A 13,001-nucleotide genomic window follows, 5' to 3' on the forward strand; every position below is an offset into this window, starting at 1 on the left:
GTGAGTGACAGTAACCCACCCCAAAAAAATCGAATACCCCTATCCCTCCACCACTGTAAGAAGCTGGGGTTCTAACAGAAGAGTCAAGTCAGCAAGGCTAAGCTGTACTTGAGCGTCTACAACCTATGCTAGCGCCTCAAGTATGTGTATAGGGAATTTTGTGAATAAATTAAGATCGATCGCCCACACCCTTTCGCCAAACCACTGAGATTTACCCGCGATTCAACTCTACCCTTTCGCCATAACGCAATAACATCTCCAAACTATCCAAACGATTTTGCCAAGTTTGAACTTGATAGTTATTTTCGGCAGAATGCAGGCGCATGGAAGATTGAAATTGAGATGAAAAACTCGCCAGCAATCTTTTAGCAATCGTTAAATTTTCGGGAGTGGGAGTGGCGGCTAGTTTGTTCAAAGCTTCGGCTAATTCTGTCGATCGACTTTGCAACACTTTCAATTCCGATTCCGACATCCGCAACTGATTGTTAGCCAACAAAAAACTCCATTCTTGTTTGAGCGCAGTATACCGCGAAACCGCTGCGGCAAAAGGCTGGCGATAAGGAATCGGTTCCTGGGCTGAAGTCGTTAGCGCAGCCCTAGTAGACGATCGCCCTCCCCGCCCTTGAGTACGATTAAAAAATGCCTGCATCCCGCTGCTAATACTTTCGGCAGCAAAAATGGCATAACCCCCTGTCGGTAAATCCCGCAAAGCCTGAATTTGGTCGATCGCCACCACTTCCGGGAGAGTCAACAACTTAACCGACGGAGAAATCAAAGCCGAACCGAGCATTTGTTCCTTAGCCAAAGGCTCAGTAATGCGTTGAAGTCGATTAGTATCCAAAGCATAAGTCATGGGTACAATCAAATCCACAATCCCCTGACGAGCCCAAACTTCCCAATTCTGCTGAATTTTGTAAATCCGTTGACTAGGAGGGTGCGGAAACACAGCCACCGACAAAATTGTCCGCGGATAATTGCGTCGCAACAACTGAGAAACTTCGCTGACAAAACTATTAATTTGATTAGTTTTAAACTCAACCCACTGCCGCCATAAATTACCATCATTAGGCGAAATCCTGATCGGATCGACCCCGGTTAATTGCTGAAACTGCTGCCTCGCCGCCGCACCATAACCATAGGTAAAACCCGCATTATCATCTTGAAAAGGATAGCGAATGTAGTCAAGTTGCAGTCCATCAACTTGGTAGCGGCTGGCAATTTCGTTAACTATTCGGAGTAAATAACTACGGGCTTCTTTATTAGCAGGATCGAGATAAAATTTACCATCATTAATATGTTGTATGCGTCCTTTGTTGTCAATATTTGCCCAATTTGGATAAGCAGAAAGCACCGAACCGGGATAGGAACTAGGCTTGCCAATCAGAGTATTGTGGCGTTTATTTCCCGTGGCAAAAGTCCAAATCCAAGCGTGCAATTCCATACCTCGCTCGTGGGCTAACTTCACCCCAGATTCTAGGGGGTCCCAGCCCAGGGTGAGGGGGTTTTGTTGGGGTGCAACTTGACTGGGATAAATGGGATATCCGGCATTTAAAGTTTCAAAGAAAACGGTATTGATACCAGCGGCGGCGAGGCGATCGAACACTGCTGCTAAACCTTGTTCCGATCGAGCAGCCACAATCGTACCGCGATCGAGCCAAACAGCCCGAATTTCCGAACCCACTCGCTGTCCTTCCTGGGGATAATTTTGCCACAGCAACTGTCGGGCTTCCACCCACTGCTTTCTGGCCTCCGCGTACTTTTGCTCAGCCAGGAGTGTATCGAAACTTTGCAACACCTGGCGGGCACTGGCGATCGCCCTGGCTGTTCCCGCTAGCATCATCGGCGGGCGACTAGCAGCCTGGACTCCACCACTATTGCTTCCGGCCACCAGTTGAGCAGTATTGACAGCATTCAGATTCACCGCAGTATTCGCTGAATTAGCTGCTGTTAAGGCACTTTCAAACCTACCGAGGAGGTTAGTCAATTCTTGGCGCATTAAGTAGGCTTCAATGCTGACGATCGGCGCTGAGGAATTTATCTGCACATCCAAGCCCGCCGGTGCCGACTGATCTGAAGGGTCTGTAAAAGTTGTAGGTACCGGTTCGGGAAGGGGGAGAGAGGGAGAAAGTCTGCTCAGTGGGGTATTACGCGGACTTGGAGGGGTGTTTCTAGGAGTTCTGGAGGGGGGATTTGGGGATCGGGGTCTGGGGGGTGCGATCGCCGTTTGCGGTGGTATGGGGGAACCGACAGTGCCTCCCCAACGGGCGATCGAGGCCCGCAGCCAAGCCGTGTCTACCTTTGCCGAACCGTCGCTACCCCAGCGCCAGCCGAGATAGGTAGCGCGATCGGTAGCGATCGCGGCTGAAGAACCAGAACTATCCTTCCACGTAGCAATAGTTTGACTATTAGCATCAGCCGGAATCAAGACACCGCCTTGAACCAAGATATTTTTCTGTTCCACCGGCACCCAATTGCTAGAAGTAGTGCAAGCCAGATCTCGACAGCGGCTGCGGGGTTGAGGAGTCGCGGGCTGGGTTAACGGAAAAGCCCAATAGGCCCCAAGGAGCGATCGTAAAGATTGACGCACCAAAGCCTGGGAACTGCGCCCCACAGGCCCGGAAGCAATCAATCTACCACCTTGTTTTGCCCAAGATTCTAAAACTTTAAGTTGGGCTGGACTCACCGTTTCAATATTCGGTAAAAACAGGACATTAACCCCAGCCAAATCTCCGACACTTTTGATTTCTTCGAGATTAATTGGTTTGTAAGCAATACCACTGTCCCAGAGTCGCGTGGTAATCTTGAGCCAGTCCGGGGAATTTTCGGAACTGCGAACTACACCCAACAGCACTTGGGCAAAACTGGGAGAGGGAAACCAAAGCGAGAGATTGAATAAACTAATCGCGAGAGTCCCAATTAATACCCTTTGCAAGAAAGTGAAAAAGCGAATTGTTTGAGCCTGGGAGCAGGCTACAGGAATTAGATCGGGCTTTTTGATTTGTTGCATTAATCTTCTGAACTACCCACCACACCAGTCGATCGATTTAAGATTTGAGATTGTAGATTTTAGATTAAAATCTGCGTTCAACTGTCCTATCGTTTCCGGTTGTATCTGAATGATTTTAACCACAGAGAACACAGAGGACACAGAGTCCGATAATAGAGCTCTGAATAATTCAGATTACCGGATTTGATATCAACTATCAACTGTCAACAGCTAACTGCCTACCCCTTCGCGAAGTCGAAGGATCGACAGCCAACTGTTAACTATTATTCAATTAACAGCTTCATTCACCGGGAAACGATCGATTAACTGCATCGCCCGACAAGCATTCCGTCGCAAAGCATCAGATACGTGAGGAACATGAGGAATCTGAGACAAGAAATCCAAAGTCCGGCGCAAAATCCGCACCACATCCCCCTCATCCAAACTCGTATGACTGACCAATTCCAGCCATTCCACGCCCAGGGCCCACTGCTCCACCAAAGTCACCATATCTCGTTCCAGCCAAATCGGGATCGCAGCTTCATGTCGGTACTGCACTTGAAACAGCCTGCGTCGTAAGCCTTTTTGGAGATTGTCCAAAGGTGCTAAAACCTCTGGAGATAGCGAATAGTGAGTCCAACTATCGGGCCTGGAAACCTCTGTCACCAAAGCTGCACAAGCAGCCGCTAGGTGGTGGGGGTCTAGTTCATCAAATTCCGCCGACATCAGGGACAAACCCAACCAGAGTTCATTATCCCCACGAATGGCAGCGCAAGCCTGACCCAATTCTGTAGGAACTAATCTTTCCCAGGTATCAGCCCCCTCAACATTGAGAGAAACTACCCTTTCCAAGCACCCGAAAGTGAGCAAAATGTCAATTAAGTTGATAAATTCTTCCCAGTAGCGGGCTCGTTGTTTTTCTAAGTCCTGCAAGCCTCTGCGTATTTCCTTTTGCAACTCTATCCTGCGTCGCTGGCGTTTGAGCAAAGTACCCGGATTGCCCCATTCTAAAACAGGGTGAATTTCTAGCTTAGCTTCAAGGGCTGCGATTTTTTGTAGTTGATCTTGAGTCTCGGTAGTCGGTTCCAGTGTCGGCAATTCTGGGATTGATTGGGCGATAACAAGAGTTTCCTCAGTGCCCAAACGACACTGGCCCAGTCTCAGGGGCATTTCCGAGGGCGGGTTCATGGTATCGGCAACGCTCAAACGGGGTAATTGAGCATGAAGGCTAGCGACATCGCTAATGGCGACGACATACCAGCGGTTATCTTTGCCCAAACAGACTAAATTTGGAGCTTGGCCCGAACCTGGGACTTTGGCAACGAGTACAGCGGGTACGGGAGATGTGTGCGATCGTTTAGCAGTAGGAACGTGTTTACCTTTGAGGCTGACAATAGTTCCGAGTACGGCAAAAGCCACAGCCACTGACATCTCCTTCATCCGAGCTTCTTCAGCTTGCTGCAACAAAGTTTTGAGTAGGCGTTTCTCTTCCTTGAGTCTGCCCTGCAACTTTTCATAATTGGCCAGTTGTTTTTCCAAGTTAGCCACATCGCCACCAGCAGCCAGAGACTCCTCTAACACCGCCAATTCTGCTTGCAACCGGTCTACCTCCGCTTGCTGTGGCTGCAAGTACAAGGTAGAAAGATATTGACCAAAACTACGCTCTACGAGTTCTTGAGCTTCTTCGAGAGTGTGAGTTTGCAATAAATTCAGCACCATGCCGTAGCTGGGCGTAAATTGACTGGCGAGGGGGTCGGCTTTGGCTGTTGCCAAATACGAGGCTTCCTTTGCCCCTTCAAACCGCGTCTGCACTGCTACTACGTGCCCTAGCTCGTCCATGCCCCGCCGACCTGCTCTACCGGCCATTTGGAGGAATTCCGAAGCATTTAGGAGTCGGTGTCCCTTGTCGGTGCGCTTGGAAAGGGTGGAAATGACTGTGGTGCGGGCGGGCATATTAATCCCGGCGGCCAGGGTTTCGGTGGCAAATACGACTTTAATTAAACCTCTGCCGAAGAGTTCTTCTACTAAGCCTTTCCAAGCGGGTAAAATGCCCGCATGGTGGGCTGCAATGCCTTTTAAAAGTGCTTCTTTTTGGCCAAAGCGTTCTGCTTCGGGATTCCGTTGTAAAAAGTCGTCAATGATACGTTTGAGTTCGGCGGTTTCGGCTTCGTTGACTAGGGAGAAATTGCCAACTTCTGCTACGGCTCGATCGCACCCACGGCGACTGAAGATGAAGTAAATTGCTGGTAGCATATCGCGATCGTCCAACCGAGACAAAACATCCCCCAAAGTGGGAACGGGGATACTACCTCTTTCTAATTTTTGCTGTTTCTTTTTGGGGATTAAACGGATGTTAGGTTTTTTGCCACTCTCGTCTAGCAGAGGAAATATCCCTTTTTGATTGGCGAAGTGAAATTGCAGCGGCACGGGGCGAAAGTCGGAGTAAACTAACTCTGTGGGTCCGTGGACTTTGTTAATCCAGTCTGTCAGTTGGGCGCTGTTAGCAACAGTAGCTGAGAGAGCGAGGAGTTGAATTTCGCTCGAACAGTAGATAATCGACTCTTCCCAAACAGTACCCCGCTGTTTGTCGTTCATGTAGTGACACTCATCGAGAACTACTGTTTCCACTCCGGTTAAGGAAGTACCCACAGCCCCGATCGGCGTACCATAGAGCATATTGCGAAAAATTTCGGTAGTCATCACCAAAATTGGAGCATCCCGATTAACGGAGATGTCCCCCGTCAGTAAGCCCACCATCTCAGTGCCAAATTGCTGGCGGAAGTCGCGCAGTTTTTGGTTGGAAAGGGCTTTGAGGGGAGTGGTGTAGAAGACGCGACGCCCCCGTAAGAGGGCTTGGTGGATGGCGTATTCGCCGATTAAAGTTTTCCCGGAGCCTGTAGGGGCGCAAACGACAACGGATTTGCCTGCATCGAGGGCGGCGATTGCCTCTCTCTGAAAGTTATCTAGCTCGAAGGGGAATATGGTCTTCAGATCCAGCTCTAGGCGGTTCTGGGTGGTATCAGGCACTGGGATTATTATAAGGTTTTAGAGTAGGTGTGCTTCAATCTTGCTTACAGCAAGGCAGCAGAGGACTATGTTGATTATGAACTACCCACCTGCCCGCGCGAGTACGCTATGACGGGGGCTTCCAACTTCAACCGGAATAGCATCTAGCAATACCGAAGTCTTACCAGGTTGACTTACATTCCGTCCATTGGCAGCAGCACTAGTTCCTAATGCAAGAATCCGCAAGGCTTCATCCCTGATATTCCTGGCCGCATTGATATCTCTATCATTGCGACTATGACACTCAGGGCAATCCCAATGACGCAGGTTCAAGGGCATTTCCGATACTTTGTAGAGACAATTATTACAAGTCTTGGAGCTAGGGAAAAAGCGGTCTATCTCAATGTAGATTTTTCCTAATTTCTCAGCTTTATACTTGAGCATTGTCCCAAACATCCCCCATCCAGCATCACTAATCGCTTTAGCTAGACAAGGATTACATACCATGCCTTTGACATTCAGATTTTCTACGGCAATGACTTGGTTTTCGTCCACTATCTTGCGGGATAGTTTGTGTAGAAAATCGACCCGGACTCTTGGGATTTTTGAATGAACTCTGGCTAATAATCGTTTAGCCTTATATCTTGTCTTACTCCCTTTTTGTTTACGACTTAGTTTTTGTTGCTTACGCTTTAGATTGCGGCTATGCTTCTTGAGGTGCTTAGGATTCCCATACTTACTACCATCACTGGTTACAACCAAGTCTATCAGACCAACATCTAAACCAATAGCCTTGCCATTACTATCACTTTCCGGTGTTTTTAGTCCATCGTCAACCAAGATCGAGGCATAGTATTTACCATCAGTATTTTGGGAAATAGTAACGGTTTTGACAGTGCCATCTAATGTTCTGTGGATTATGCAATGCACCTCGCCAATCATAGGTAATTTGATAGAACTTGTACCTACTTTGACATTCTGAGGATAACTAATAGACTGTCTACCATGCTTCGACTTGAAGCGAGGAAAACCACCGCGTTTGTCGAAGAAGTTCTTGTAAGCAGTAGACAGGTTTAGTGCGACTACTTGGAGTGATTGAGAATAAGCATTTGTCAACCAAGGGTACTCTTTTTTGAGATTTGGGAGTAATCCTTGAATTACACTTCTGCTTAACCCTTTGCCCGTATCTTTATAGGTTTGCTGACACAGATTCAAACTATAATTCCAGAACCAACGACAACAACCGAAAGCACCCGCAAAATACGTCTGCTGCTCGGTGGTCGGATAGATTCGGAACTTATAGGCTTGATACATTATCGGCATCGGCGATCGGCTTCTCTGGTAAGATTGTATCAAGGATAATAGAAAAATGCAAAAAATTTGTTCGCTTCCTCATGCACCGCTCATCTACTGCTGGCTGCGCATCACATATAGTGAGCGGCGCAATCGTCTTCTCACGAGCCGCCCGTCCCACCGAAGACACTGAGTACACCTATAGCGGGGGAATTCCCGTCTGTCTAGTTAAACCTTCTCTAGCAAATCGGCTATGTAAACTAGCCACCGCTCATCGCTAGCCGATAGAGCGCTTGCTTCCAGTGTCTATTTAAACAAGGCAGAAGTCACCCACCCGTGCCCCCCGCTGCACGCTACCCCCCCCCTGCCCCCCAAGGGGGGATGAAGGATGGCGGGAAATTCTGGAAGCAAAAAGTCAGGAATAAACTATGCCCAATTCCCAATTCCCAATTCCCGATTCCCAATTCCCGATTCCCGATTCCCGATTCCCACTTTTCTCCTCTGGTTGTCTATGATTCCTATTATTTCGACTATTCCTGTGGTGCAGCTTGCTTCTGGCGATCGACTTTCGCTGCAAGTCTATAAATTCCAAGGTGCGATTCCGGGCAAAAAGGCTTATCTTCAATCTAACCTCCACGGCGCTGAGATTAGCGGTAATGCGGTTATTTACCAATTTATTGAGTTTTTAAGGTGTTTGGACTCCACTGAGTTAATCGGGGAAATTTGGCTAGTTCCTGTTTGTAATCCTGTGGGTGTCAGCCAGCGATCGCACCATTTTTCCCCTGGTCGATACAATCTTTATGATGGGGTAAATTGGAACCGGATTTTCTGGGATTTTGAAAAGCAAGGGGAAGATATTCTGGGCTTTGCTCAGTCTCAGATGAATCTGGATGCCGATACTATTAAAGTTAATTACAGAAAAGCAATGGCTTTGAGTTTTGCCCAAGAGTTGGCAAAACTTAACGCTCCTAGTTGTCGCCCCTACAGGGAACTTTTTCGATACCAGCTACAATCTTTGTGTTGGGATGCTGACTATGTGTTGGACTTGCACAGTTCCACGAATCAAAGTTTAGATTATCTTTATTGTTTTAGTTCTCGCGAGGAGAGTGCGAAAGCTTTTTTACTCGATCGCGCCATCTTGATGAACGAGTATGATGGGGATGCTTTTGATGAGGCTTTTCTCAAACCTTGGCTGGCTTTGGAGAGGATTTTAGCAGAGTTGCGGAGTCCGATTTCCTTTGATATTGAATCTTGGACTCTAGAATTGGGTTCGGGGATGGAAATCAATCCTGCATCGGTGGCCAAGGGCTTACGGGGAATCAAAAATTACTTAGCCAGTAAGGGTTTATTGAAAATAGATGGATTTCCGCTTCCCGAAGCAGAGAATCATCAAGTCATTTTTACCCCCAAGAATTTGGTAAAAGAATATTACGCGCCTGGGGGCGGGATGATTCAAAATCGAGTTAAATTGGGTAGTTTTGTCAAAAAGGGCGATCGGCTTTATCAAATTCTGTGCTTTCACAAACATGGAGATTTTCCCACTTTACTCGATGTGTGTGCTGAGTCGGATCTTTTTATTTTTGATGTTTCGACCAATCAGTCAGTAAATCAAGGAGAATATGTGTTATCTGTGATGGCTGATTGATTTGTGTAAATACCATCGTAAAACCCAGACTTATTTGGTGAATAAGTCTGGGTTTTAGCTGTGATATACTAGGCAATAATTACTGACCTAAGTCGGTCTACCCTGAAAAATAAAATTCTAAAAATCGATTCAAACCACCAGAATATTTCACCAAAACTTTCAGTTTTTTGACTCACAGTCACCAGTCAATAATCATTTGGGTAAAACTGGAACTGATTGGTTACAGCTCAAGATTCTTGATGCGATAGCATCAAAAACAACCCCTCCCAAACCGGCCATGAGCGCACACTGTCCCTCGAAAGAGTCGGAGTTAATTCCCTTCCCCACAAAGCCCACAAACAATCCCACAACTGGGAGGTGAGCTGCTGGTGCTTTTTCACTAAAAGTGAGGTCGTTGTAGTAGAGCCTTTCGCCCTTTTTTAGCCAGCCCACTATGTAACGAAAAGTCTCCCAAACATCGCTATCATATTCATTGTTTCCCCCCAGACTTTGATAAATACGATTTTGTACGCTAAAGCCAAAGTGACCATTGGAATATTCTTCCCAAAGTTGGTCTATGGTATGCAATTCCTCGCAGGGAAATTCTTCAATACTTTCTCTATCCAGCCATCCTTTTTCTTCGCATTTGGCAGCCCGCAGCATCAATTTAGTAGTTTCTTCGTCGGCCTCTTGCCACTTTTTTGCTGCTAATAAATTACGCAGTTTGCTATAATCTATACCCACTGCTGATACTAATTTAACTTCATTAATTTGCAGGTTAAACATTACTAACTCCTACCTTTCTATGGTTTATCGACATTTGTCAATACCGAAGATATCCTCTTAGTCATCAGTTAATTGACCAGGATAATCCGATAATATTACTGTGGCATAGGGATACAGCAGATTGCAAGTTTATGAAGTACAGATCGAAAACCCAGAATCAGGGCGGACACGGGGGCACCGCCCCTACATAAACTGTTTTTTTGTACTTCACTTACCTGGAAAGTGCTGTATATTCCCTAGACTTTCAGCATAGATTGGGTCTGTGAAAGAGAAATTTGTTGATAGTGCCTACTATAGCTTATGTAACTCTAAATTTCATCAGTCTTTTAGGGTAATTCTGGTGATAGTTCCTTGACTAAAGCATGAGATGTTAGTTGTTAGAAAAACATCTTTTTCAGTAACCAGGGCTACTAAAAGTCGCTACTACACTGACGAAATATGACTACATAAGTTATAAAAGTCACAGTCAATTTGGGCAAAGCTAAGTCACTGATACATAGAGAAAATATTCTACACATCTTATACGCTCGCAGTTTATTGTCAACCGGATCATAATTGATGTAGTATCATTTTTAACCAGTAAGTAATGTTGCTCAAAAAAAGTTTTACTTGAGATAGGTCGATCGCCAGAATAAGAATCGTGACGGAGATGATTGGGGGTAGGTTCCGGGGGTTCGGATTAGCGCCAAATTAATGACAGATTTTTCTCCCAAATTAGGGTTGAATGAATATTCCGATCGCATTATGAACTCTCGCCGCCGTTGACAAAGGTCGATCGACTAAATTCCCTCCCAAATACAAACTCGTCGAACTTCCCCCATCCAAATTTAAAGCCTCCACAGCCCCCATTTGCTGCAAGATCTGCGCGAGTTCTGTGAAATTTGGTCCCGCCCCCCCCGCCCGATTGTACACGGTTACAATCAGCAAATTACCCGCTGCATTGTGTCCGATCGCACTCCGAATCGCCGTCTGTCTTACATAGGCATCGCTAAACCCTTCCGCCTGCGGATTCAGCACAACTCTACTGTTTTTTACCAACAATGGCCCGCCACCTACAATGTAAGGAAAAGCACTGAATTCGGACGGAATTGTCTGAGTTTCCAGACGTAATAAAGTGCCTGGTGTCAGTTGAGAGGCGATCGACAAATTGGAACGCAAGGCTAAAATATAACCGTTGGCTGGTACTGGAAAAGCTGTTTTTCCCGTCCCACCAGAGGGAACTTGGCCCACAACGCGATCGCCCACAACAGTCACAACTATTTCATTGTCAGAAAACGGAGTATAAGTCGTTCCCCAATCGGGATTGTAGCGGCCGATTCCAGCTTGCACATAGGCGCTATTGAGGTGAGAAATAGATAAACGTTGGTTTGTCGGAGTAATCAAGGTTTCTTGCAAAGTCAAACGAGCGATCGAGATTTCGCCACCATCCTTCCAGGCGATCGCCCCTCGGTTCAAAATTGGGCCAGCCAGCCATTTGTTGTCGCGCCTAATTGCCCCTAAAGCTAACCGATTGATCCGATTGAAAAATCCCCCATTAATCGCAGCCGCCGTTCCCGAAAGTTCCGCTGTTTCCCTCAGAGGTGCAGTGCCTTTATCGGTGGGAGGATTGCTCAAAATTGGTCGGATTTTGACACCGGTTTGACGGGGATTAACTTCTAACGAAACAACTGGAAAACGCGCGCTTCCTAAGTTTTGATACTGTTGTCGCCACCGGACTCCCCTTGCCCAAACAATATCTTTTTCTACTAGGGAATCTGGCCTAATATCAATCACTAATCGATGGGGATTTCCGAGGCTGAAAACTTGCGGACGCCAACCTAAAGGTATGGTGACTTTGACTCTGGTTTGAGTGTCGGTTGGCTCGATTTTTAGTGCTAGTAATTGTTTGCTGGTTTGAAAAGCGCGCTGAATTATGACGGGTGCAATTTTGGCGTCGAGGTCGATCGACCATTGTTGACCGATAATTGGCGCAGATGGTGCTACCGGGAGCGGGAGGGCTGGTTTGCTGGGGTCGTCTGGTGTTTCGAGGTTTGGCGCTGGGGAGGTTTTAGTCTGGGGAAGAGTGGGCTTTGTGGGGTCGTCTGGAGTGTCTCTAGGTGTGGGTGTTGGCGATGGGCTTGGGGTATCGACAATGTTAACTTGCCACGGAGCACTGCGATCGAGGTCTACCACGATGCGATCGCCCCATTCTCTCTCTGCTTGCCGCACTCCTGTAACATTTGCCACTGGAGATGTGATGCTCAAAGTATTGCCATCGGCAGATATCCGCCAACCCGCAAGTCTGGCAAAATCTGTGATATCTAAGTAACGATATTGTCCCTGCGATCGCGCTGTTATACTTTTATCTGCCGTTAGAGATACCGAAAACCACTGTACGGGCTGTTTAGTGTTGTCGGCGGTGTTGAGCAAATCGACTCCGGCAGATTGCATTAAGCCAATGTCGGCAATCCAAGTTCGGATGTTCGGCGATATGCTATTTGCGGGCTGTTGTGTCCAAGCTAGGGGAAGGATGCGCCCGTTGAGAGAGATTTGGCGGCCTTGTTTGATGGTGGCTGCTGGCGGTAGGGATTGAGTCAAAAAGTTATAGTTAGAGTCCGACAGAAGTTTCCACCCCTGTCTCATAGCTGAAGTCCTCTCAAGAGGACTATCTGTCAATATTGCCGTCGATTGTAACCGACTTTGGCGATCGGCCAGGGGATTCATGCCCTGGCGGGCTGTGGAAGCATCCATCAGCCTAACCATCTCCACCTGTTGTGCTTTCCCAGGAAGATTCCAGGCTAAACCTAGGGCGATCGCCAGTATGGGCGCAATCGAGACTCTACTGTGCATTTTTTTTACCTCTGATAACTTAAAACAATTCACGCTCAAACACGCCATACAGCACAATGGTGAAAAATTCGGATTTTTTTGATAAACTTAATTTCTTTGGCTGTGTAGTTGGCTGTAGTTAGCTGCATAATATTAAGACATGGTTTCATTGGTGGTGCAGGACGCTGCAAGACTGATGGAAGGGATTAAGTAAAAAAAACACAAAACTCGATCGCCTGCAATTTACCTGGTTGCAAGGCAGCGATTTTCCTGAGAATAACTGTGTTTTTTAACAGCAGGGTATTGTATGAGACATCTCGGAGGCGATTCGATCGAGATAATTAAGAAACTGCAAACAGGGTTTCAGAGCTAGGTACTGGCAGTATCAATGTAACTTTTTTATCAAATCTGCTGGCTTTGGCTGTTTGAAGGTTTTCCCGACTCTCACAGATGGGTAGCCTTCTGTTTTCAAGTTATAACGAATCAACCACACAATCA

The 13,001-nt window shown here is 46.9% G+C and carries 6 protein-coding genes; 1 reads left to right on the forward strand and 5 read right to left on the reverse strand.

Annotated elements, in window-relative coordinates:
• Positions 1–211: 211 nt before the first annotated feature.
• The 3 genes from AAFP14_RS16785 to AAFP14_RS16795 all read right to left on the reverse strand — a co-directional run bounded on the left by AAFP14_RS16785 (position 212) and on the right by AAFP14_RS16795 (position 7,306).
• Positions 212–3,007, reverse strand: a complete 2,796-nt coding sequence (locus tag AAFP14_RS16785; protein WP_341733386.1) for a family 10 glycosylhydrolase — start codon at positions 3,005–3,007, stop codon at positions 212–214.
• A gap of 267 nt (positions 3,008–3,274) precedes the next feature.
• Positions 3,275–6,013: a DEAD/DEAH box helicase gene (locus AAFP14_RS16790; protein WP_341733387.1), complete on the reverse strand. Its 2,739-nt coding sequence runs from the start codon at positions 6,011–6,013 to the stop codon at positions 3,275–3,277.
• A gap of 81 nt (positions 6,014–6,094) precedes the next feature.
• Positions 6,095–7,306 (reverse strand): RNA-guided endonuclease InsQ/TnpB family protein, encoded by a 1,212-nt coding sequence (locus AAFP14_RS16795; protein ID WP_341733388.1) that lies wholly within the window; start codon positions 7,304–7,306, stop codon positions 6,095–6,097.
• A gap of 490 nt (positions 7,307–7,796) precedes the next feature.
• Here AAFP14_RS16795 and AAFP14_RS16800 point away from each other — a divergent pair, with 490 nt between their 5' ends.
• A complete protein-coding gene (locus tag AAFP14_RS16800) occupies positions 7,797–8,930 on the forward strand; it encodes a succinylglutamate desuccinylase/aspartoacylase family protein (RefSeq protein ID WP_341733409.1) in 1,134 nt (377 codons plus the stop codon).
• Positions 8,931–9,122: 192 nt separating this feature from the next.
• On the opposite strand, the gene AAFP14_RS16805 is transcribed toward AAFP14_RS16800, so the two are convergent.
• Both AAFP14_RS16805 and AAFP14_RS16810 read right to left on the reverse strand, forming a co-directional pair.
• Entirely contained in the window at positions 9,123–9,695 is a 573-nt protein-coding gene (locus tag AAFP14_RS16805; RefSeq protein WP_341733389.1) for a GUN4 domain-containing protein, read from the reverse strand.
• A gap of 714 nt (positions 9,696–10,409) precedes the next feature.
• Positions 10,410–12,524 (reverse strand): phosphodiester glycosidase family protein, encoded by a 2,115-nt coding sequence (locus tag AAFP14_RS16810; RefSeq protein ID WP_341733390.1) that lies wholly within the window; start codon positions 12,522–12,524, stop codon positions 10,410–10,412.
• Positions 12,525–13,001: the final 477 nt, after the last annotated feature.

The organism is Microcoleus sp. EPA2 (assembly GCA_020882975.1).
GTDB lineage: Bacteria > Cyanobacteriota > Cyanobacteriia > Cyanobacteriales > Microcoleaceae > Microcoleus.

Coding starts and splice junctions, on each gene's coding strand:
- AAFP14_RS16795 (WP_341733388.1), bottom strand. CDS start 7,306: ATGTATCAAGCCTATAAGTTCCGAATCTATCCGACCACCGAGCAGCAG.
- AAFP14_RS16810 (WP_341733390.1), bottom strand. CDS start 12,524: ATGCACAGTAGAGTCTCGATTGCGCCCATACTGGCGATCGCCCTAGGT.
- AAFP14_RS16805 (WP_341733389.1), bottom strand. CDS start 9,695: ATGTTTAACCTGCAAATTAATGAAGTTAAATTAGTATCAGCAGTGGGT.
- AAFP14_RS16800 (WP_341733409.1), top strand. CDS start 7,797: ATGATTCCTATTATTTCGACTATTCCTGTGGTGCAGCTTGCTTCTGGC.
- AAFP14_RS16785 (WP_341733386.1), bottom strand. CDS start 3,007: ATGCAACAAATCAAAAAGCCCGATCTAATTCCTGTAGCCTGCTCCCAG.